Origin of the sequence: Streptomyces sp. NBC_00620 (assembly GCF_026341825.1) — a bacterium.
GTDB lineage: Bacteria > Actinomycetota > Actinomycetes > Streptomycetales > Streptomycetaceae > Streptomyces.
Map to the genome: position 1 here is coordinate 2,237,758 of NZ_JAPENY010000001.1, position 23,616 is coordinate 2,261,373.

The 23,616-nt window shown below is 67.3% G+C and carries 10 protein-coding genes and 3 rRNA genes; 9 read left to right on the forward strand and 4 right to left on the reverse strand.

Annotated elements, in window-relative coordinates:
* Positions 1-477 precede the first annotated feature (477 nt).
* On the forward strand, positions 478-4,026 hold the full coding sequence (locus tag OG246_RS10380; RefSeq protein WP_266459143.1) for a BTAD domain-containing putative transcriptional regulator: 3,549 nt from the start codon (positions 478-480) through the stop codon (positions 4,024-4,026).
* A gap of 97 nt (positions 4,027-4,123) precedes the next feature.
* On the opposite strand, the gene OG246_RS10385 is transcribed toward OG246_RS10380, so the two are convergent.
* Both OG246_RS10385 and OG246_RS10390 read right to left on the reverse strand, forming a co-directional pair.
* Positions 4,124-6,109 carry a sigma-70 family RNA polymerase sigma factor gene (locus OG246_RS10385; protein WP_266459145.1) on the reverse strand — a complete coding sequence of 662 codons (1,986 nt, stop codon included), beginning with the start codon at positions 6,107-6,109 and terminating at the stop codon, positions 4,124-4,126.
* A gap of 295 nt (positions 6,110-6,404) precedes the next feature.
* On the reverse strand, positions 6,405-7,184 hold the full coding sequence (locus OG246_RS10390) for a TetR/AcrR family transcriptional regulator (protein ID WP_266459148.1): 780 nt from the start codon (positions 7,182-7,184) through the stop codon (positions 6,405-6,407).
* Between the two features lie 376 nt (positions 7,185-7,560).
* Here OG246_RS10390 and OG246_RS10395 point away from each other — a divergent pair, with 376 nt between their 5' ends.
* From OG246_RS10395 to OG246_RS10405, 3 genes are all read left to right on the forward strand, one after another.
* Positions 7,561-8,937 carry an NAD(P)/FAD-dependent oxidoreductase gene (locus OG246_RS10395; protein ID WP_266459150.1) on the forward strand — a complete coding sequence of 459 codons (1,377 nt, stop codon included), beginning with the start codon at positions 7,561-7,563 and terminating at the stop codon, positions 8,935-8,937.
* Between the two features lie 124 nt (positions 8,938-9,061).
* Positions 9,062-10,720 (forward strand): SpoIIE family protein phosphatase, encoded by a 1,659-nt coding sequence (locus OG246_RS10400; protein ID WP_266459152.1) that lies wholly within the window; start codon positions 9,062-9,064, stop codon positions 10,718-10,720.
* 236 nt (positions 10,721-10,956) lie between these two features.
* Positions 10,957-11,784, forward strand: a complete 828-nt coding sequence (locus tag OG246_RS10405) for a class I SAM-dependent methyltransferase (protein WP_266459154.1) — start codon at positions 10,957-10,959, stop codon at positions 11,782-11,784.
* Between the two features lie 58 nt (positions 11,785-11,842).
* Here OG246_RS10405 and OG246_RS10410 read toward each other — a convergent pair whose 3' ends face one another.
* On the reverse strand, positions 11,843-13,114 hold the full coding sequence (locus OG246_RS10410) for an MFS transporter (RefSeq protein ID WP_266464049.1): 1,272 nt from the start codon (positions 13,112-13,114) through the stop codon (positions 11,843-11,845).
* Positions 13,115-13,261: 147 nt separating this feature from the next.
* Here OG246_RS10410 and OG246_RS10415 point away from each other — a divergent pair, with 147 nt between their 5' ends.
* The 5 genes from OG246_RS10415 (at position 13,262) to OG246_RS10435 (ending at position 22,663) form a co-directional block, all read left to right on the forward strand.
* Positions 13,262-13,810 (forward strand): MarR family winged helix-turn-helix transcriptional regulator, encoded by a 549-nt coding sequence (locus OG246_RS10415; RefSeq protein WP_266459156.1) that lies wholly within the window; start codon positions 13,262-13,264, stop codon positions 13,808-13,810.
* Between the two features lie 658 nt (positions 13,811-14,468).
* A 16S ribosomal RNA gene (locus OG246_RS10420) occupies positions 14,469-15,996 on the forward strand.
* 320 nt (positions 15,997-16,316) lie between these two features.
* Positions 16,317-19,440 (forward strand): 23S ribosomal RNA (locus tag OG246_RS10425).
* Between the two features lie 87 nt (positions 19,441-19,527).
* Positions 19,528-19,644, forward strand: a 5S ribosomal RNA gene (rrf, locus tag OG246_RS10430).
* Together the 16S, 23S and 5S rRNA genes form the textbook arrangement of a ribosomal RNA operon.
* Positions 19,645-19,849: 205 nt before the next feature.
* Positions 19,850-22,663, forward strand: a complete 2,814-nt coding sequence (locus OG246_RS10435) for a hypothetical protein (RefSeq protein WP_266459158.1) — start codon at positions 19,850-19,852, stop codon at positions 22,661-22,663.
* Between the two features lie 45 nt (positions 22,664-22,708).
* On the opposite strand, the gene OG246_RS10440 is transcribed toward OG246_RS10435, so the two are convergent.
* The gene (locus OG246_RS10440; protein ID WP_266459160.1) at positions 22,709-23,470 is read right to left on the reverse strand and encodes a CDP-alcohol phosphatidyltransferase family protein; all 762 of its coding nucleotides are present in this window, start codon (positions 23,468-23,470) and stop codon (positions 22,709-22,711) included.
* Between the last annotated feature and the right edge of the window lie 146 nt (positions 23,471-23,616).

Below are 23,616 nucleotides of genomic sequence, written 5' to 3' on the forward strand. Positions count from 1 at the left end.
GGATCAGACCTTGGCCGGGCAGGGAAGCGTCCGGTGACGCGGGCGTACGCGACGGGCTTTGGACGTACCGGCACGCCCCCTCCCGCCGGTGGGCGGCTGCGGGGCGTCTCGGCTTGTGGCGGCTGAGGAGCTTTTCGCCCCCTCCGCCCCAGACCCCGCTCCCCAAACCTCGGAGGGACCGCCTCCGGCACCACCCAGCCCGTCCGCCGTCTGGGGGTGAGGTGGTGCCGTCCAGATCCCCCACCCACCCATGGGGCCGCACACTCTTCACCCCGGGGGAGATCTTTCAGCCCGTCCGGCGTTTGAGGACGAGCCCTTCGGGCGAGCGGGGGTCTGGGGGCGGAGCCCCCAGGAGCAAGGGTTGGGTAGGGGCGGAGGGGGCGAAAGAAGCTTGTTCGCCCGCTCGCGACGGGGTGCCTCGGGGGCTCGCCGGAGAAAGGCGGTGCTCCGCGGGGTGGGGGCGGGGAGAATGGGTGGGTGCGGTACGGGATTCTGGGGGTCACCCAGGTGGAGGACGACCGGGGGGCCCTGGTGGCTGTGGGCGGCCCCCGGGTACGGGCGCTGCTCGCTGCCCTGGCCCAGCGCCCCGACCGGACGGTTGCACCGGAGACGCTGATCGACGAGGTGTGGGCGGACGAGCCCCCGCAGGACGCCCCCGCCGCGCTGCAGGCCCTGATCGGCCGCCTGCGCCGGGCGGTCGGGAAGGACACGGTCACCTCGGAGACCGGCGGCTACCGACTGAGGGCCGCCAAGGAGGACGTCGACCTGTTCGTCTTCGAACACCTCGTGGGGAAGGGCAAGTCCGCCCTCGCACGCGAAGACGCCGCGACCGCCACCGACCACCTGCGCGACGCACTCGCCCTCTGGCGGGGCCCCGCCCTCGCTGACCTCCCGGACCGCACCGCCGCGACCCGCCCGGAGGCACTGCGCCTCGAAGCGACCCGCACCCGAGTCGAGGCCGACCTGCGACTCGGCCGCGCCGGCGACGTCGTACCGGAGTTGAAGGAGCTGACGGAGGCTCACCCGTACGACGAAGCGCTGCAAGCACTGCTCATCCGCGCCCTGCGTGAGACCGGCCGCGGCGCGCATGCCCTGGCCGCGTACGAGGGGGTACGGCGCACCCTGATGGACGGACTGGGCACGGATCCGGGGCCGGAACTACGTGCCCTGCATGCGGAGTTGTTGGAGGCGGGAGGGGAGGGAGAGAGGGAGGGCGAGGGGGAGGGGGATGAGCTGGGGGGACCGGGGGGCGGGTCTTGGGCGGGGAAGACTTGGTCGGTGAATGGGGCGCGGGCTCGGGCGGGTGCGGATCCGATGTTGCGGGGCGCGTCGGCTCAGGACGCGGCACCCAGGGACTCCTCCCGCGCTGCACGTAACGGCAACATTCGTCCGCGTTTGAACTCTTTCGTGGGGCGGGAACCCGAAATCGACGCCATCCGTTCGGATGTGCAGAGGGCACGACTGGTCACTCTGACCGGACCGGGGGGTTCGGGCAAGACCCGCCTCGCCGAGGAAGCCGCCGCCGGGCTTCCGCAAGCGTGGCTGGTCGAACTCGCCCCGCTGGACCGGCCGGAAGCGGTCCCCGGCGCCGTGGTCAGCGCCCTCGGTCTGCGCGAAACCGTGCTGATCACCAACGAGCTGGCGCCCCAGCAGTACGACCCGGTCGCCCTGCTCGTCGAGTACTGCGCCCAGCGCAGCGAGCTCCTGATCCTTGACAACTGCGAACACGTCATCGGCGCCGCGGCCGAACTCGCCGAAACCCTCCTGACGCGCTGCCCCGGGCTCACGATCCTCGCCACCAGCCGTGAACCCCTCGGCGTGCCCGGCGAGTTGCTGCGCCCGGTCGAGCCCCTGCCGCCCGATCCGGCGCGTCGCCTCTTCCTGGAGCGGGCCTCGGTCGTACGTCCCGACGCCGACGCCGCGCTCCACGACTCCGCGGCGGTGGACGAGATCTGCCGACGGCTCGACGGTCTGCCCCTGGCCATCGAGCTGGCCGCCGCGCGGCTGCGGATGCTCACGGCCCGGCAGATCGCCGACCGCCTCGACGACCGCTTCCGGCTCCTCACCTCCGGAAGCCGCACCGTGCTGCCCCGCCAGCAGACCCTGCGCGCCGTCGTCGACTGGTCCTGGGACCTGCTCGACGAGCGGGAGCGGACCGTGCTGCGCGAGGCGTCCGTCTTCGCGGGCGGCTGGGACCTCGCGGCCGCGGAGGCCGTGTGCACCGGACCCGCCGCCGACCTCATCGGAGCACTGGTCGACAAGTCCCTGATCGTCGCGACGCCGTACGACGGCGGTCAGGGTGGTCAGGGCAGTGATGGCGGTGGCAGCGGTGGTGGTGAGGGAAGCGACGGTCGTGCGGGTGTCGTCGGCGGTATGCGGTACCGGATGCTGGAGACGATCCACGAATACGCCGCCGAGCGTGCCGCCGAGGTGCCCGAGCTGCTTGCCGCTGCCGAGCGGCGCCATCGCGCGTGGGTGCGCGCGCTGGTCGAGGAGGCCGAGCCGCTGCTGCGCTCCGCCGAGCAACTGCCGTGGATCCGGCGCCTGGAGGCCGAGCTCGACAACATCCGGGCGGCCCTCTACCGCGCCGTCGTCGCCCGTGATGAGGAGGAGGCCGGTGCCCTCGTCCTCGCCGTGGGCTGGTTCTGGTGGCTGCGCAACTTCCGCCGGGAGGGCGCGGAATGGACGGACCTGGTGCTGCGGCTGTGCACGGTCACCGGTGGCGCCGCACCGTCCGGCCCCGGTCGGTGCGACAACCCGGGTGCCTCGCGCGACCCCGGCCGGGACGCCCCCCTCGCCTATCTGGCAGCCGTCGACCCGGTGGCCGCCTACCTCGCCACCCCCACTTCCGACCACGACGAACGGCACCCGCTGTACGGCATGCGGATGAGGCTGCGCATGCTGCACCTGTTCATGACGGTGGAGACCGACCCGCTCGCCCGGCATGGGGATGAGCGGATGCCTGAGTACATCGGGCGGGTGCGTTCCGTCTTCGCGAAGGGCGGTCCGGTGGCGGCGAGCATTCCGGGCATCATCTGGCCGATGACCGTCCACTTCATGGGCAGCAGCGCGGAGGACATGCGGCCCGCCATGGACGCGGCGGTCGCCAACTGCCGTCTGTACGGCGGTGAGTGGGAGATCGGCGTCACCCTGATGTTCCGTACGCACATGGTCGTCGACGCCCCGGGCGGGATGCCGGGCGTGGACGACGACCTGGCGGAGCTGCGAGTGCTCAGCCGTCGGGTGGGCGACCGCTGGATGCGGGCCCAGGTGTGCAGCGCGGCCGGTGAGGCGGCCATGGCGCGCAGTCTCTTCGAGGAGGCGAAAGGGGAGTACGCGGAGGCGCTGCGGCTCGCCTATGAGGTGGGCGCGTACGCCGAGGCGCCCTTCCTTCTGGCGCGGCTGGCCGAGATCGCCTACCGCGCGGGCGAACGGTCCCGGGCGCTGACCGCTCTGGACGAGGCGAGCGACGCGTCCGATCGGTACGGGGTGCCGGACGCCCGCGCGTTCGTTCATCTGCTGCGTGCCCAAATAGCCCTGGACGACGGGGAGTTCGCCTACGCCCGCGAACTGTGCGAGCAGGCGCGCGTGGAGAGTGCCCGTGGTACCCCGCCCCCGCAGTTCGTGGCGGCGCTGGACGGGGTCGACGCGCTCGTCCTGGCCGCCCAGTGCGGCCAGGAGCGCGGTCTGCGGAAGCTGTCCGACGCCCTGCTGGCCGCGGTGGCCGGACGCTGCGCCGATGTGGTGCTGGCGGGTCTCGTCGAGGGCGCCGCGGGCCTGCTCTCCGAGCTGGGCGACCATCCGCGCGCGGTCCGCCTGCTCGGCGTCGGTACGCGATGGCGTGGCGGCCATCCCCGGCCCGCCCTGGAGTGTGCGGTGGCCGAGCGCACGGAGGCCGCCGCGATCGCGGCCCTCGGCCCCGTCGGCTACGAGTCCGAGCGAGCCACGGGTACGGACTTCACCAGGGACGACGCCCTGCGGGACCTGGCCGAGGCGCTGAAGGAGCATCCCGCCGCCGCCTCGTAGCAGCGCGGCGCTGAGGTGGTCACTCGCGCGCGAGCACAGCTGTCCGGCGCACAGGAGTTGACTCGCGCACGAACCCAGCCACGCGGCGTGCAGGAGCTCACTCGCACAGGAACTTCGACTCCGCCCAGTCCGCCAGCGCCGTCGTGTCGAAGACGGAGTGGGGCTCGACGACGAGGCGGATGGTCTTGCGGCCGGTGAGGTTGACATGGACGGGGACCGCCGGGTCGCCGCCCTTGATCAGCGGCGACTGCCACATGCGTGAACCGTCTGTGTACACGGAGAAGCGCACCTGGCCCAGGCCCAGCGTCATGTCGTCGATGCCCACGACCGCGTCGTACGCCGAGCAGCTGCGGTTGAGGTCGATGGTGACGGAGGACCGGCCGTGGACGGTCACCCCGTGCGTGTACTGCTTGTCCGCGATCGACACCCCGTAGCGCTGCCACACCCAGCTGCTCTCGCCGAGCCGCATCTCGGGCTTGGTGCCGTCTCCGTTGACGCCGTAGTCCAGCTCGCTCCACTGGTAGACGGCAGGTGCGGGCGGAGGCGGCGTCGGTTTGGGGGTGGGGGTGGGGGTCGGAGTAGGGGTCGGCTTCGGTGTGGGCTTCGGCTTCGCCGGGGTGGGTGTCGGCGTGGGTGTGGGCTTCGGGGTGGGCTTGGGCGTCGGTGTGGGGGTCGGCGTCGGAGCCGGCGCGGGTGCCATCGCCGGCGGCTTCGGCGCAGGGTCCTTCTTCGGCGGATTGGGCGACGGCAGCGGTACCTCGACGGCGGGTGAGGTGGCCGGCTTGGCCTCGGGCTTCTTGGGCGGGGCTTCGTTGCCTGCCAGGGCGAGGGCGATCGCCGTCGCGGCCACCGCGACGACACCCGCCGCGATACCGGCCTTGACCGGCGCGCCGAGCCCCTCCGAGGCCGCCGCGCCGCCACCCGCACTCGCTCCGCCGGAGCCGCCGGCCGCCGCGGAGGCGGCACCCGCCGCTCCGGCCGCACCCGCGCCGGCGCCACCGGCGATGAGCGCGGCGACCTTCGCGTACCCGGCGGCACCGAACCAGCCGATGACCGCGATCGGCACGAGCGCCGGGATTCCGCTCGCGACTTCCTTGATCTGGCCCGCCGCGAGGCGGCACTTGGCGCACTCCTCCAAGTGCTTGCGCAGCCCGCGTTCGGCGCGCGTACGCAGCCCGCCGCGGGCGTAGGCGCCGAGCCGGTCGGCGTAGCGCGCGCACTCCCCGTCCATGGTGAGCGTGGCGCTCACATGCGCCTGGAGGTAGGCCTGCTTGAGGCCCTCGCGGGCGCGACTGGCCAGCACCCGCGTGCCGTTGGCGTCGAGCCCGAAGAGCGTGGCGACCTCGCTCGGCGACTCGTCCTCGACCTCCGTGTGCCACAGCACGGCCTGCCAGCGCTCCGGCAGCGACCGGAACGCCTGCATGGCCATGGACTGTTCGGCCTCGTGCATCGCGCGCACATCCGCGCCGAGGTCGAGCGTGTCGTCGTCGGACACCTCGGAGCCGCGGGCGGCCTGCGCGGCGAACACCGCGAAGTCGTCGACCAGTTGCTCCCGCTTCGCCGTCTTCGTCCAGTTCGCGGCGACCCGGCGGACGGTGGTGAGCAGATACGCGCGTACGGCGTGCTCGGGGCCGCTGCCGCCGCGTACCGCCTGCAGCATGCGGGCGAACACCTCGGCCGTGAGGTCGTCCGCGGTGTGTGCGTCCCGGCAGCAGGTGCGGGCGTAACGGCGCACGGCCTCGGCATGGCGCCGGTACAGCCCCTCGTACGCCGTGTCGTCGCCCGCGCGCATCCGCTCGATCAGATCGGCGTCGGACGGCGGCAGGTCGAGCGGGGGTGGCAGGGCACCGCCGCCCTCCCGCCGGTCGAACCGGTCGCGCTGCGGCGGGACGCTGGGATCAGGTGCTGAGGGCGCGGCACCGGAGGGCAAAGCACCGGGCAAGGCACCGGAGGGCGCGGCACCCGGGGTGCCGCCCTGCGGCCCGCCCTGGCTGGGTACCTGCTTGGACGGCAGCCCGCCGGTTTCCGTGTCGCCGTCCGCGTCACCGTCACCGAGTGACTCGTCCCGACCGTCAACGCTCATTGCGGAAAGCCCCCGCCTGCACACTCGGACCCGAATACCGGGCAAGACTGCCACAGGCTTCAGGGGCGTGACGCCCCAGTACGGACCAACCACTCGTCCGTGGGGACTTCCCATACGACAGCACTAGCGGTCACTCTTTTGGGGAATAGTCAACGAACGGCTCCCGGTGGGGAGTTGGCGCCGTGCCTGATATATCCGGAGTGTCGCCCGTGGCACCTGGTACGCGAGTGGCGCGGCACCCGCGCCCAGGAAAGCCCGGTGTCCGGTGTTCTGTGTCCGGTGTTCGAGGATCCGCTCACGCCGGGCGCGAGCGCAGCCCCTCCAGCAGGATGTCGAGAAGCCGGGCCGAGGCCGCGGCCTGCTGGGCGGGGTCCGGCAGCGAGGGCGCCGCCGTCGCGATCACCAGCAGTACGTCAGCCACGGTCACGTCCGCCCGCAGCTCGCCCGCCGCACGCGCCCGCTCGACGAGCCGTCCCACCACGTCGAGCAGCTGCGCCGCACCGGCGTCGTCCGCCGCCGCGACCAGCACCTCGTCCGCGGGCGCCGACCGCTGCTCGACGAGCCGCAGTTCGGGAGCGAGTTGGGACCGCTGCTGCGGCACCCGGGCCTCGTCCGCCTCGGTACCGTCCTCCGCGACGCCGACCCGCAGTATCTGCGGCGGCAGCAGCCGTCCCGCGCCCGAGGCCACCGACGTACGCAGGAAGCGCGAGAGCGCCGACCACGGTTCGTCCTCCTGCCCGAGCGCCGAGCGCGCCTGGTCCGTCAGCCGGGAGGTCTCCTCCTCGGCTATCCGGCGGACCAGGACGTCCTTGCTCGGGAAGCGCCGGTACACCGTGCCGACACCGACCCGGGCGCGCCGTGCCACGTCCTCCATCGGTGCGCCGTACCCCAGCTCGCCGAAGACCTCGCGAGCCGCGCGCAGTACGTGCTCAAGATTGCGCTGTGCGTCCACGCGCAGCGGCGTCGTACGCGATCCGTTGCCCGGACCGCGGCCGTCGCCGCCCGCTGCCGCGCCGACCATGCCACCGGACGCGGTGGCGGACGCGGATGACCAATGAGATTCCTGAATGTGCATATGTGTTCCCCCGGTAATGACGTCTCCCCCCGGAGACTCTCCCCGCCATCGGCAGCCGGAGCGTGCGGGAACAAGCATGTGTGCACGAGTCCGTCGTACGGACTCGACTAGCGCATCCCCCTACACCCCGTCGACACACGAACATAGTTGAGAGGGGGTCAATTCAGAAGGGGCAGGTTCCGCACGGAGCGCCGCCCGATCGGAGTATGGATCGTTTACGTCCCGTTTGCACCCCCATCCGACACCCTATGCACCCCCACTGACCTGCGCGTCTTTCCCGTACTCCGGAAATTCGCTCACCCCCGCGTGTTGACGGCGGCCGGTCACACAAATTGTCGGGGCTGTGGACAAACTCCAGAGGTAGGTGCGTCATGGGATGGTGAAGGAACGTACGCGCATTCTCATGGTCGGCGGCGGCTACGTCGGGATGTACACCGCTCTGCGCCTCCAACGGAAGTTGAAGGCCGAACTTAAGCGGGGCGAAGTCGAGATCACGGTCCTCTCCCCGGACCCGTACATGACTTATCAACCGTTTCTTCCCGAGGCCGCCGCGGGCTCCATCTCGCCGCGCCACGTGGTCGTCCCGCTGCGCCGGGTGCTGGACCAGTGCAGGATCGTCATCGGCGAGGCCCGGTCGATCGACCACGCCAAGCGCACCGTCACTCTCACGACCCTCGCCACCGAGGAAGAGGGCGCGGGCGAGGAACAGCTCTCGTACGACGAACTCGTCCTCGCCCCCGGCTCGATCTCGCGCACCCTGCCGATCCCCGGTCTCGCCGAGTACGCCATCGGCTTCAAGACCGTCGAGGAGGCCATCGGCCTGCGCAACCACGTCATCGAGCAGATGGACATCGCCTCCTCCACCCGCGACCCCGCGATCCGCGACGCGGCCCTGACCTTCGTCTTCGTAGGAGGCGGTTACGCGGGCGTGGAGGCGCTGGGCGAGCTCGAGGACATGGCCCGCTACACCGCGCGCTACTACCACAACATCCGGCCCGAGGACATGAAGTGGATCCTCGTCGAGGCCTCCAACCGCATCCTCCCCGAGGTCGGCGAGGAGATGGGCAAGTACACGGTCACCCAGCTGCGCCGCCGCAACATCGACGTACGCCTGGAGACCCGCCTCGACTCCTGCGCGGACCGGATCGCCGTCCTCAGTGACGGCGCCCGCTTCCCCACCCGTACGGTCGTGTGGACCGCCGGAGTGAAACCGCACCCGATCCTCGCCGCCAGCGACCTCCCCCTGAACGAGCGCGGCCGGCTCAAGTGCACCCCCCAGCTGACCGTCGACGGCGCCACGCACGCGTGGGCCGCGGGAGACGCCGCCGCCGTCCCCGACGTCACCATGGAACCCGGCACCGACACGGCGCCCAACGCCCAGCACGCGGTACGCCAGGCCAAGGTCCTCGGCGACAACATCGCGCACTCCCTGCGCGGCGAGCCGCTCGAAACGTACTCCCACAAGTACGTCGGTTCGGTCGCGTCCCTGGGGCTGCACAAAGGCGTCGCACACGTCTACGGGCGCAAGCTGAAGGGCTATCCTGCCTGGTTCATGCACCGCGTCTACCACCTGAGCAGGGTGCCTACCTTCAACCGCAAGGCCCGTGTGCTCGCCGAATGGACCCTGTCGGGACTCTTCAAGAGGGAGATCGTCTCTCTCGGTTCACTCGAACATCCCCGCGCGGAGTTCGAACTCGCGGCCGGTGGAAAGCCTCCTCTCGACCCGAAGCTCGGCCCGAAGGGGTCGTCCTGACCGGACCCTGGAACTCCACCGGTCAGGACGGCGTCTGACGGATGTCGGTCCGGTCGGCCAGACTGGTCCACGACCTTGGGCGGGCCCACCGCTCGCCCTTCTAACCCACGAGGCCTTCCCCACAGTGAACTTCACGCGTTGGAGCGCCCGGCTCCCCGGAACGCAGCGCCGCACCGCGGCGCGGACCGAGCACACGGTCTCCCCGGACCGGCGAGGGGAAGGCGCTCCCGTGCCGGCGGCCCGCGCCGAGCAGCTGACCGACGACGCGCCGCCCGTGCCCGCCGTCGACGAACTGCCGGTACGCGACGTCCTCGACCGCGTCCCAGCCCTCGTCGCCCTCGTCCACGGCCCCGAACACCGCGTCGCGTACGTCAACGACTCCTACACGGCGGCCTTCGGCGCCCGGCCGGCAGGCGAGCCCGCGCGCGAAGCCCTCCCCGAACTGGACGAACTCGGCCTGCTCCCGCTCCTCGACCAGGTCCTGCGCAGCGCCAAGTCCCGCACGGTCAAGTCCCGCAAGACCTCCAACGGCCGCTCGTACACCTTCACCTGCACCCCCGTCGACACCTCCCCGGAAGGCCAGGGCGGCGGCGTACTCATCTTCGCGACCGACGTCACCGACCACGCCGAGGCCGCAGAGCGGCTCCGCGCCAGCGAGCGCAGCCAGCGCGAGACCGCCGTCACTCTCCAGCGCTCCCTGCTCCCCCAGGAGCTGGAGGAGCCCGACGACCTGCGCATCGCGGCCACCTACCAGCCCGGCGGCACGGAGGCCGCGGTCGGCGGCGACTGGTACGACGTGATCACCCTCGGCGGCGGCCGCACCGCACTTGTCATCGGCGACGTCATGGGCCGCGGTGTCCGCGCGGCGGCGGTCATGGGCCAGCTGCGCACCGCCGTACGCGCGTACGCCCGCCTCGACCTGCCCCCGCACGAGGTCCTGCAACTCCTCGACGGCCTCGCCACCGAGATCGACGCCAACCAGATCGCCACCTGCGTGTACGCCGTCCACGACCCCAACGAGGGGAGGCTGATCTACGCCTCCGCGGGCCACCTCCCGATCCTCGTCCGCGACGAGAGCGGCACCGTCCTGCGCGCCGACGAACCCACCGGGCCGCCGCTCGGCACCGGCGGCTGGCTGCACGCCTCCGGCTCGATCCCGCTCGGCCCCGGCTCGACGGCCGTCCTCTACACCGACGGCCTCGTCGAGCGCCGCGACGAGGACCTCGACGAGGGCATCGCCTCCCTGGAGCGTGCCCTCGCCGGCGCCACCGGCACCCCCCAGGTCGTCTGCGACCGCCTGGTCCGCTCGGCGGGCGTCACCGCCGACCACGACGACGACGTGGCCGTCCTGGTCCTTCAGCACCCCGCTCGTACGGGCCCGGACGCCGACCTCTTCCGCAACGCCGCCCTGGAGCTGCTCGGCGGGGTGGAAGCGGCTCCACGCGCGCGTGCCTTCGCCTCCGGCGTCCTGACCAGTTGGCGCTTTCCCTCCGACCTGCACGACCTCGGCGTCCTCGCCGCCAGCGAGCTCGTCGCCAACTCCCTCCAGCACGGCACCCCGCCCATGCGTCTGCGCCTCCGCCGCACCGACCGCCGCCTGATCATCGAGGTCACCGACGGCGACGACCACCTCCCGCGCCGCCGCCACGCCGAGCCCGCCGACGAGGCCGGCCGCGGCATCGCCATCGTCGCCACGATCGCCTCCGGCTGGGGGTCGCGGCGTACCCCTGGCGGGGGGAAGGCGGTGTGGTGCGAGTTCGCGTTGCCGCGGGGCGAGGGGTGAGCGAGGGGTGTTTTTTCGCCCCCTCCGCCCCTTCCCGTCCCTTGCTTCCGGGCTACGCCCGGTGTCAGCCCGTCCGGCGTTTGAGGACGACCGCGTCAGCGCGATACGGGGGTCTGGGGGCGGAGCCCCCAGAAGCAAGGGACGGGTAGGGGCGGAGGGGGCGAAAAACCCACCCCCGGCACCCACCCCTGCGCGCCACCTAGCCCCCCACCCCATCCGCTGCTAGTAGCTCACCCATGGCAGACGAAACGGGTTTTCAGCTCAGCGGCAGCGCGCCTGAGCGTTACGAGCAGTACGCCGCGCCGATCATGGCGCCCTTCGTGGCGGCGATCCTGGACGCCGCGGACCTCTCGCCCGGCGCCACGGTCCTCGACGTCGCCTGCGGCACCGGCTTCGTGGCCCGCGCGGCAGCGGCCCGGGTGGGCCCCACCGGCCGCGTCTCGGGCGCGGACATCAACGAGGGCATGCTCAGGGTCGCCAAGACACACGCACCCCGTATGTACCCGGACATCGAGTTCACGGCGGCCTCCGCGGACGACCTCCCCTACCAGGACGCCACCTTCGACGCGGTCGTCTGCCAGCAGGGAGTCCAGTTCTTCCCCGACCTGCCCGCGGCCCTCGCGGAGGCGGCCCGGGTCACCCGCCCCAAGGGCCGCTTCGTGGCCACCGCCTGGGCGGACAGGAACCTCATCCCGTACTTCGTGGCCCAGTACGAAGCGGTCAAGAAGTACGTGGCTCCAGAGAGGGTTCCAGAGGTCGCCGCGAGCTACGAAGCCGCCTTCTCCGGCACCTCCGAGCGCCTCACCACCACCCTCCAAGAGGCCGGCTTCCACGACGTCACCGTCCACGAGGTCACCTTCGGCATCGCCCTCCCGCCCCTTGCCGACTACGCCGCGGCCCAGCTCTCGTCCGTGCCCTGGGGCCAGGCCATCGTCGACCACGGCGGCCACGAAGCCCTCGTACAGGCAGGCCGCGCGGTCCACACCCACCTCAAGGACCGCACCGCCCCGGACGGCACCGCGACCCTCCCTTTCGCGGCCAACCTGGTGACCGGAATCCGCTGAGGGCAAGCGAAAACGGCCGCCACCACTTCGAGAAGTGGTGGCGGCCGTCGTACGTCCGTCAGGCCCCGGCCCGCACGGGCTCCGTCGGAGCTCCACCCCGCGCGACCACCCGGCTCTTCGCGAGCGACGGCTGATTCTGTACGGGTGTGAGCTGCCGGCCCAGCCGTATCGCGAGGTAGGTGATGCCCAGCGAGAACAGCAGGAACGTCACGATGTACGGCCCGTGCAGCGAGGCTCCCATCGGCCCGCCCACCGCCGGACCGACCGCCAGCGCGAGCTGCTTCACCAGGGCGAAGGCCGAGTTGTACTGCCCCGCCATGCCCGAAGGCGCAAGGTCGGCGACCAGCGGCGCGACGGTCGGCGACAGCATGGACTCGCCAAGACCGAAGAGGGCGTACGTCGAGATGAACGCGGCGGTGGCCATGGTCTGGCTGCCGTGCCCGAGGCCCGCGTAACCGGCCGTGAGCCATGCGACCGCCCAGATGAGCCCCACCGCGGCGATCACCCGCGACCGCTTCCGGCGCTCGACGAACTTGAGCACCGCGAACTGCGCGACCACGATCATCGCGGTGTTCGCCGCCATCGCCGTACCGAGCGCCGAGGTGGAGATCCCGGCCGCCTCGACGCCGTACGCCGAGAGCCCCGACTCGAACTGTCCGTAGCAGGCGAAGAACAGCACGAAGCCCAGCACGGACAGCTGCACCATGGCCCGGTTGCCGAGCAACTGCTTCCAGCTGCCGCCCTTGGCCTGCGGCGCACCCTCGACCTTCGGCGCGTGCGGCAGCCGTACGGTCGACATGATCACGACCAGCAGCAGGAACATCGCCGCCTCGATCGAGAACAGCAGAGTGAACGAGCTCGCGCGTGAGGTGTCGACGATGTGGCCGCCGATCAGACCACCGACGCCGAGTCCCAGGTTCTGCAGGAAGAACTGCGTCGCGAAGGCACGCGACCGGGTGTCCGCCGACGAGCAGTCCACGATCATCGTCGCGAGCGCCGGCTGCATCACGGCCTGACCGGCGCCGAGCGCGGCCGCCGAAAGCAGCACGGTCGTGGCACTGTTCGCGAGCCCGAGGCTCAGCGCTCCCAGGGAGGCGGTGAGCAGGGCGGTGAGCAGCACCGGCAGCGGACCGCGCCGGACGATGGCCCGCCCGGCGAACGGCAGCACGGCGAGCGCGGCCACGGCGAAGACGGCGAGCACGATGCCCGCCGTCATGGAGCCGAGTCCCCGCACCTGCGCCACATAGACGTAGAGGAAGGGGACGGTAAAGCCGAGCCCGAACGCACTGAGTGCGTTGCCCACATGGATCCGGCGCATCGCTGCGCCCATCGCCCTGGTCACTTTCACCTGCCTTGGTCGTGAGGTCGTCAGGATGCGTAAGGATGCAGACCTGAAGACTTCGAAGCTAAAGTTAGGATCTAAACAGTACACATCGAAGGACTTCAACGCCAAGTGAGGCCGTGCCATACTGCCGCCATGGGCGACACCCCCGGCGTCAGCGAGCCGACACTCGACGAACAGATCGCCGCTTACCAGCGCGAGTTCCAGGACCTCGACCCCCAGGTCGAGAAGATCGTCTCGGCCCTCTCCCGTCTCAACCGCCGGATGAACGTCGCCTACGGACGCCAGACCGCCGCGCTCGGCATCAGCAACGCCGAGTGGGAGGTCCTCAAGGCCCTGGTCGTTTCCGGCGCCCCCTATCGCATGGGCCCGAGCGACCTCGCCAAGCAGCTGGGTCTGACACCGGCCGCGATGACCCACCGCATCGACCGCATGGTCGGGGAGGGGCTGGTCACCCGGGAGCGCGACGAGTCGAATCGCGTACGCGTCATCGTGGAGCTCACCGACGAGGGTCGCGAGAAGTGGCTGGAGGTCATGCGCCTCGCCTCAGGCTTCGAGGAAGACCTGCTCCAGGACCTTTCCGCCGACGAGCGCGGTGTCCTGGGTGAGGTCCTGACCCGCCTCCTGCGTCGCGTGGAGCACGCCCAGCCGGATGCCGGCGGCAGGCTCACCGACCTCGATTAAAGATCTTGACAGGGGAGGTTGACACCCCCTTGCCCGACACGTAAGGTTCTTCGAGTTGCCACGGGGCCGTAACGGTTCTGCGGCAGCACCTCCGCCGCAAAAGCGGCAACCAAACCACCAGCACGATCTCCCAACGGGGTCGAATTCGGCGTGCCCGAATTCAATTCGATTTGGGCCCGGCAGCCCGATTAGGAACTGCCGAGAGGATCCGCTAAAGTTTGGGACGTCGGAACGGCCCAACAGCCGCGAAGACAAGCCCCACTGACTGGGAATCAGGCCCGAAAGGATCTGATAGAGTCGGAACCGCCGGAAAGGGAAACGCGAAAGCGGAAACCTGGAAAGCACCGAGGAAATCGGATCGGGAAACGGTCTGATAGAGTCGGAAACGCAAGACCGAAGGGAAACTGCCCGGAGGAAAGCCTGAGAGAGTCTCTCGGGTGAGTACAAAGGAAGCGTCCGTTCCTTGAGAACTCAACAGCGTGCCAAAAATCAACGCCAAGTTTGTTGATACCCCGTCTCCGGCCATTCGGCCGGGACGAGGTTCCTTTGAAGTAAAACATCAGCGAGGACGCTGTGGACCGTGGGGATTATTCCTCCCTTCGGTTCCGCTCTCGTGGTGTCGCCCCGCAGTCTTTAATTAGACGCAGTCGGGAAAACATTCACGGAGAGTTTGATCCTGGCTCAGGACGAACGCTGGCGGCGTGCTTAACACATGCAAGTCGAACGATGAAGCCCTTCGGGGTGGATTAGTGGCGAACGGGTGAGTAACACGTGGGCAATCTGCCCTTCACTCTGGGACAAGCCCTGGAAACGGGGTCTAATACCGGATAACACTCCTGCCCGCATGGGTGGGGGTTAAAAGCTCCGGCGGTGAAGGATGAGCCCGCGGCCTATCAGCTTGTTGGTGAGGTAGTGGCTCACCAAGGCGACGACGGGTAGCCGGCCTGAGAGGGCGACCGGCCACACTGGGACTGAGACACGGCCCAGACTCCTACGGGAGGCAGCAGTGGGGAATATTGCACAATGGGCGAAAGCCTGATGCAGCGACGCCGCGTGAGGGATGACGGCCTTCGGGTTGTAAACCTCTTTCAGCAGGGAAGAAGCGAAAGTGACGGTACCTGCAGAAGAAGCGCCGGCTAACTACGTGCCAGCAGCCGCGGTAATACGTAGGGCGCAAGCGTTGTCCGGAATTATTGGGCGTAAAGAGCTCGTAGGCGGCTTGTCGCGTCGGTTGTGAAAGCCCGGGGCTTAACCCCGGGTCTGCAGTCGATACGGGCAGGCTAGAGTGTGGTAGGGGAGATCGGAATTCCTGGTGTAGCGGTGAAATGCGCAGATATCAGGAGGAACACCGGTGGCGAAGGCGGATCTCTGGGCCATTACTGACGCTGAGGAGCGAAAGCGTGGGGAGCGAACAGGATTAGATACCCTGGTAGTCCACGCCGTAAACGGTGGGAACTAGGTGTTGGCGACATTCCACGTCGTCGGTGCCGCAGCTAACGCATTAAGTTCCCCGCCTGGGGAGTACGGCCGCAAGGCTAAAACTCAAAGGAATTGACGGGGGCCCGCACAAGCAGCGGAGCATGTGGCTTAATTCGACGCAACGCGAAGAACCTTACCAAGGCTTGACATACGCCGGAAAGCATCAGAGATGGTGCCCCCCTTGTGGTCGGTGTACAGGTGGTGCATGGCTGTCGTCAGCTCGTGTCGTGAGATGTTGGGTTAAGTCCCGCAACGAGCGCAACCCTTGTTCTGTGTTGCCAGCATGCCCTTCGGGGTGATGGGGACTCACAGGAGACTGCCGGGGTCAACTCGGAGGAAGGTGGGGACGACGTCAAGTCATCATGCCCCTTATGTCTTGGGCTGCACACGTGCTACAATGGCAGGTACAATGAGCTGCGATGCCGCGAGGCGGAGCGAATCTCAAAAAGCCTGTCTCAGTTCGGATTGGGGTCTGCAACTCGACCCCATGAAGTCGGAGTTGCTAGTAATCGCAGATCAGCATTGCTGCGGTGAATACGTTCCCGGGCCTTGTACACACCGCCCGTCACGTCACGAAAGTCGGTAACACCCGAAGCCGGTGGCCCAACCCCCTTGTGGGGAGGGAGCTGTCGAAGGTGGGACTGGCGATTGGGACGAAGTCGTAACAAGGTAGCCGTACCGGAAGGTGCGGCTGGATCACCTCCTTTCTAAGGAGCATCTAGGCCGCCAGGCATTGTCTGGTGGTCCAGGGCCAGTACATCGGCGTACGTCCGGTGCTGGTTGCTCATGGGTGGAACGTTGATTATTCGGCACTCTCAGTCATCTCGGGCTGCAAGTACTGCTCTCGCAAGGGAGCGTGGAAAGCTGATCATGAGTGGCGAGGGTGCCGGGCACGCTGTTGGGTGTCTGAGGGTACGGACTTTGAGTCTGGATCTTCAGTGCCGGCCCCGGTGAAAATCTGCTTCGGCGGGTTGTGACGGGTGGTTGGTCGTTGTTTGAGAACTGCACAGTGGACGCGAGCATCTGTGGCCAAGTTTTTAAGGGCGCACGGTGGATGCCTTGGCACCAGGAACCGATGAAGGACGTGGGAGGCCACGATAGTCCCCGGGGAGCCGTCAACCAGGCTTTGATCCGGGGGTTTCCGAATGGGGAAACCCGGCAGTCGTCATGGGCTGTCACCCATACCTGAACACATAGGGTATGTGGAGGGAACGCGGGGAAGTGAAACATCTCAGTACCCGCAGGAAGAGAAAACAACCGTGATTCCGGGAGTAGTGGCGAGCGAAACTGGATGAGGCTAAACCATATGCGTGTGAGACCCGGCAGGGGTTGCGTATATGGGGTTGTGGGATTTCTCTTTCACGGTCTGCCGATCGTGAGACGAGTCAGAAACCGTTGATGTAGGCGAAGGACATGCGAAAGGTCCGGCGTAGAGGGTAAGACCCCCGTAGTCGAAACGTCAACGGCTCGTTTGAGAAACACCCAAGTAGCACGGGGCCCGAGAAATCCCGTGTGAATCTGGCGGGACCACCCGCTAAGCCTAAATATTCCCTGGTGACCGATAGCGGATAGTACCGTGAGGGAATGGTGAAAAGTACCGCGGGAGCGGAGTGAAATAGTACCTGAAACCGTGTGCCTACAAGCCGTGGGAGCGTCGCGCATCAAGTTTACTTGGTGCGTCGTGACTGCGTGCCTTTTGAAGAATGAGCCTGCGAGTTTGCGGTGTGTTGCGAGGTTAACCCGTGTGGGGAAGCCGTAGCGAAAGCGAGTCCGAATAGGGCGATTTAGTAGCGCGCTCAAGACCCGAAGCGGAGTGATCTAGCCATGGGCAGGTTGAAGCGGCTGTAAGAGGTCGTGGAGGACCGAACCCACCAGGGTTGAAAACCTGGGGGATGACCTGTGGTTAGGGGTGAAAGGCCAATCAAACTCCGTGATAGCTGGTTCTCCCCGAAATGCATTTAGGTGCAGCGTCGTGTGTTTCTTGCCGGAGGTAGAGCACTGGATAGGCGATGGGCCCTACCGGGTTACTGACCTTAGCCAAACTCCGAATGCCGGTAAGTGAGAGCACGGCAGTGAGACTGTGGGGGATAAGCTCCATGGTCGAGAGGGAAACAGCCCAGAGCATCGACTAAGGCCCCTAAGCGTACGCTAAGTGGGAAAGGATGTGGAGTCGCACAGACAACCAGGAGGTTGGCTTAGAAGCAGCCACCCTTGAAAGAGTGCGTAATAGCTCACTGGTCTAGTGATTCCGCGCCGACAATGTAGCGGGGCTCAAGCGTACCGCCGAAGTCGTGTCATTCCAGCACATACCCCCAACGGGGGCTGGGATGGGTAGGGGAGCGTCGTGTGCCGGGTGAAGCCGCAGCGGAAGCTAGTGGTGGACGGTTCACGAGTGAGAATGCAGGCATGAGTAGCGATACACACGTGAGAAACGTGTGCGCCGATTGACTAAGGGTTCCTGGGTCAAGCTGATCTGCCCAGGGTAAGTCGGGACCTAAGGCGAGGCCGACAGGCGTAGTCGATGGATAACCGGTTGATATTCCGGTACCCGCTGTGAAGCGTCAAACATTGAACCAGGCGATGCTAAGTCCGTGAAGCCGCCCCGGAGCCTTCGGGCAAAGGGGAGTGGTGGAGCCGACGGACCAGACCTGTAGTAGGTGAGTGATGGGGTGACGCAGGAAGGTAGTCCATCCCGGGCGGTGGTTGTCCCGGGGTAAGGGTGTAGGCCGTGTGATAGGTAAATCCGTCGCACATTAAGGCTGAGACCTGATGCCGAGCCGATTGTGGTGAAGTGGATGATCCTATGCTGTCGAGAAAAGCCTCTAGCGAGTTTCATGGCGGCCCGTACCCTAAACCGACTCAGGTGGTCAGGTAGAGAATACCGAGGCGTTCGGGTGAACTATGGTTAAGGAACTCGGCAAAATGCCCCCGTAACTTCGGGAGAAGGGGGGCCATCACCGGTGATAGCACTTGCTGCTTGAGCTGGGGGTGGCCGCAGAGACCAGCGAGAAGCGACTGTTTACTAAAAACACAGGTCCGTGCGAAGCCGTAAGGCGATGTATACGGACTGACGCCTGCCCGGTGCTGGAACGTTAAGGGGACCGGTTAGTCACTCTTCGGGGTGGCGAAGCTGAGAACTTAAGCGCCAGTAAACGGCGGTGGTAACTATAACCATCCTAAGGTAGCGAAATTCCTTGTCGGGTAAGTTCCGACCTGCACGAATGGCGTAACGACTTCTCGACTGTCTCAACCATAGGCCCGGTGAAATTGCACTACGAGTAAAGATGCTCGTTTCGCGCAGCAGGACGGAAAGACCCCGGGACCTTTACTATAGTTTGATATTGGTGTTCGGTTCGGCTTGTGTAGGATAGCTGGGAGACTGTGAAGCTTGAGCGCCAGCTCAGGTGGAGTCGTCGTTGAAATACCAGTCTGGTCGTGCTGGATGTCTAACCTGGGTCCGTGATCCGGATCAGGGACAGTGTCTGATGGGTAGTTTAACTGGGGCGGTTGCCTCCTAAAGAGTAACGGAGGCGCCCAAAGGTTCCCTCAGCCTGGTTGGTAATCAGGTGTTGAGTGTAAGTGCACAAGGGAGCTTGACTGTGAGACCGACGGGTCGAGCAGGGACGAAAGTCGGGACTAGTGATCCGGCGGTGGCTTGTGGAAGCGCCGTCGCTCAACGGATAAAAGGTACCCCGGGGATAACAGGCTGATCTTCCCCAAGAGTCCATATCGACGGGATGGTTTGGCACCTCGATGTCGGCTCGTCGCATCCTGGGGCTGGAGTCGGTCCCAAGGGTTGGGCTGTTCGCCCATTAAAGCGGTACGCGAGCTGGGTTTAGAACGTCGTGAGACAGTTCGGTCCCTATCCGCTGCGCGCGCAGGAATATTGAGAAGGGCTGTCCCTAGTACGAGAGGACCGGGACGGACGAACCTCTGGTGTGCCAGTTGTCCTGCCAAGGGCATGGCTGGTTGGCTACGTTCGGGAGGGATAACCGCTGAAAGCATCTAAGCGGGAAGCCTGCTTCGAGATGAGTATTCCCACCAACTAGATTGGTTAAGGCTCCCAGTAGACGACTGGGTTGATAGGCCAGATGTGGAAGCCCAGTAATGGGCGAAGCTGACTGGTACTAATAGGCCGAGGGCTTGTCCTCAGTTGCTCGCGTCCACTGTGTTGGTTCTGAAACCACGAACAACCGTCGTAGCCATGCCACGGCTCCGGTTGACAAGTTTCACCGTGTTTCGGTGGTCATAGCGTGAGGGAAACGCCCGGTTACATTCCGAACCCGGAAGCTAAGCCTCACAGCGCCGATGGTACTGCAGGGGGGACCCTGTGGGAGAGTAGGACGCCGCCGAACTAAATTTAGAAAATAGACCCCCGTACCGGGAAATCGGTACGGGGGTCTATTTGTTTTGGCCCGATTCTTTATGACGCGATCTTGTCAGGGGCATGGCGGATGAGCCTCAGGTGCCTCTACTCTCTCTGCCCAGCACCACCGCACCCACAGTCGTCTGCCGACACCGGGTTGTGCAGGGGCTGTTGATCCTGGGGGAGGATCCCTGATGTGGCGTCGAAGATCGCTCATCATCGCGGCGGCGGCCGCGTTGTCGGTGTCTCTGTTCCAGCCTTCCGTTTCGGCCGACGATGCTGTTGGCGGGGCCGGGGCCGTGGAGAAGCAGAGCGTCGTGGCGGCCGGCTCGGAACCGGCGGAGTCCGCGCCGTACGAGATTCCTGAGTACAACCCCGTACCGCTGAGCAAAGGTGAAGAGCCGCCGGCGATGCCGGAGCCCGAGGACTACGCGGACCTCAGGGCCACCGGACTGCGGCTGATGCTCGAGGACCTGCGGAACGGTGATCTGAAGGAAGAGGCGTTCATCAACCACGCCTACGCCAAGCTCGGTTACCAGAGCAAGGGGGTGCCGGCCCGTTACCGGGACGACGCCTTGACCGAGGGCGAGCGGATCATTCTGGGGATGGCGATCGGGCGGGAGATCGAGAAGCTGCCCCATCCGGTGCGCAAGAGCATCCAGAACCGGCTGGCACACGCCAAGGACCTGCAACGGTTCCTGAAGGAGGACCCGAAGGACCTGACGGACGGCTTGACGGAAGAGTCAACGGTCGAGTCGACGGTCGACCAGTCCGCATCCGCCCAGGAGTCGTCAGGGGACGTGTCGGTTCTCGCGGCGCCCGTCGAGTGCGGGGGTTTCCTGCCTGCGGGGGTCGGAGGGGCGGTCGTCTTCGACTGTGCCCACCAGATGGACGACTTCGTCATCTTCTACAACATCGAGGGTTCGCGGAGCGTGGACCCGGACGACGATGCGGTGGGCGCGGACCTCAGCAGGGGAGACATCCCGGAGAACGGGGTGCCCAACTACATCGACAGGCTGGACCGTTCGTTCAGGGTGGCGCTGACCAAGTTCCACGGCCTCGGCTACGAGGAACAGGATCCCGATCAGAAGATCGCCGTGCTCATCGGTTCGCGGCTGGTCGAGCGGGGTGTGGGCTTCGTACCGCCGCCGCAGGCCGCCGGCGCGAACGTCATCCACATCGGTAGTGACTTCGACGAGAGTGGGCTGAGCTCCAACGAGTTCTACCTGCCGCGGCACGAGCTCTTCCATGTCATGCAGTACAAGCACATCGACATGGGCACCGTGTTCAACGTACGCGGTGTGAACGCCTGGATGGAGGCCACCGCGGAGTGGGCGGCCCATCAGGCGCTGCAGGACGACCTCGCCCATGTGCCGGCCACCTCGGCGACTTCGTACGCCTCGGCTCTCAAGCTGTTCTTCGAGCGGCCCGAGCAGGCGCTGACGCATCAGGACAGCTTCGGGAAGAACCTCGACGAGGGGGAGGGACGTCAGTACGGGGCGTTCATCTTCGCCGAGTTCCTGGAGGAACGGCTTGGCGCGCAGGCCATCAGGCGTACGTGGGAGCGGATCGGGGACTCCTGGTTCCCGGACGCGGCGAGCCAGATCGAGGACATGATCGAGGACGACTTCGGCGGGGACCCGTATGAGGAGTTCCGGGTCTTCGGGGTCGCCAACTACCAGTTGTGCGGCGGGAGTACGGCGGCCGACTACGGCTCGTACTGGCGTTATCAGGACGCTGATGTGTCCGAGTGGTGCACCAGACTGAGTGGCAGTGGCTCGGACGCCACGTTCCCCGTGGCGCGGCCCAAGCACGAGACGATCGCTCTGCCCGCCGACGGAAAGGCCTCGGGCGCGGCCACTGTCGAGGACGGCGGTGTGCACTACGTGGACCTGGTGGGCCAGAAGGACCCCTCGAAGCTGTGGAACATGGCGGTCAGGACCATGCAGGACGACGACCGGCGGCTCACCTTCACGGTCGTCAACTGGGAGCGGATTCCCAAGCGTTGCTACGCCGACGACAAGAGCGCGCGGGCTCAGGACGCGACGATCGACACCAGGATCGGCGGCGACACCTGCTACGTGGTGACGCTGATGATCAGTCATGGCGACCTGGACGAGGAGTCGGAGGAAGGCCGGTGGGAGACGGCGTACACCTCTCTCTTCGGCGGGGCCGTCGGCGGTACGGACGTCGAGATCGGCGTCCAGCCGGGCGGCAACCTGATCACGCCGGGCGGCTCGCCCAGCGCCGGCACCAGGACCACCGAGGTCGGGCTGCGCTACAAGCCGACGAACCTCGAGGCCGTATCGGCCGTGGCCTGCCACTGCGAGGGCTGGGGCATCCAGGTCACACCGCCGGGCGGGGTGGGACAGTGGAGTGGCTGGTCGCACGGTGTGCACGGGCTGTCCGCCAACGCCGAGATCGTGTCGTTCACCACGACGCCGACGACCGCCACGTCCGTCGTGAGGCTCGTCGGTACGGACTATCCGGTCTATGTGCAGCACGATTTCCGGCCGTCCTCGCGGCCGGAGCTGTACGACGTCGAGGTCACCATCACCTCGCTGGCTCCGGAGGCGGACGTACCGCACATCACGTACCGCCGGGTCGTCGACTGGGACGTGGAGCCGACGCCCACCGAGGAGTACGTGACGGTGAAGGCCGACCACGAGAACGTGGAGTTCGCCAGCGACTACGGGCTCGCCGGTCCCGATCCCACCTCCGGCCGGCCGGTGCTGCACAACTCAGGGTCCTTCATCGACGCGGGTCCGTACGACCAGGGCACGGTCTTCGACCTCAATGTGCCGCTCGCGGACATTCCCGGACCTGAGACGTGGGTCGAGGGGAGCTTCCACCTCTACTACGGTGCGGCACCGAGCCAGGACAAGGCACTTGAGGCTCTCGCCGCGGTGGGTGCGCCGGTCTATTCGCTGGCCAAGCCGAATACGCCGGGCAATCCGGGCAGTGGTTCGCCGAGCACCTTCGTGCTCGGCTACAAGCCGGTGAGCTGACCGGGGCCCGGCCCTCAGCTCTCCTCGGAGCTGAGGGCCGGGTGGTCACTTCAGGCGGGACGACGAGACGATCGAGACGATGTGGGCGGGGACGAGCAGCCACACGATCGCCGTGATGGCCACGGTGGCGATCTTCGTTGCTGTCAGGTCGCCGAGTGCCGTGTCCACGATCGCGGTCACCAGGAGCAGGATGGTGGCCTCGATGCCGTTGCACAGGCGGTGCAGCTGGACGGACGAGGCCAGGCGGCGTACGCGGGCCAGGCCGCTGGAGCGGGGGACCACGGACTGGTCGGTGGCCTTCTGCATGCCGCTGTCCGAGCGGGCCACGTGGACGAGGTCGGAGGACGACTTGAGGAGCAGGACGCCGATGGCTGCCGCCAGGCCGGCCACCAGGTAGGGGTCCAGGCCGAGTTCGGAGGCGCGCAGGCCCATGCCGACCATCACCGCGGCGTCGGCGAGGTAGGCGCCGAGTCGGTCCAGGTAGACGCCGAGGGGGCTGAACTGCTTGCGCCAGCGGGCTACTTCGCCGTCCACGCAGTCGAGCAGCAGATAGAGCTGCATGAAGAACACGGAGAGTACGGCGCCGGCCAGGCCCGGCAGGAGCAGTGCCACCCCGGAGAGCACGCCCGCGAACACCATCACCGTCGTGATCTGGTTCGGCGAGACGCTGGTGCCGAGCATCAGACGGGTCACCCGGAGCGACAGGGCGCGCATGTAGAGGCGGCCGGCCCAGTGTTCCGCCCTGCTGTCCAGCTTGCCCGGCGGGTGGATCACATTGCGGAGTTCGTCGAGCTGGACCTTGGGCATGCGGCGCTTCTCCATGGGGGGTTGGGTGTTCGACGTCTTACAGGGAGATCATGACGGGGGGCCTGACGGTGGGTGTCGGCAGGGTGGCGGGTGGATCTCTGATCGATATCCGGTGGGCGCTGTCGTAGGCGCGGATTACGGTGGTT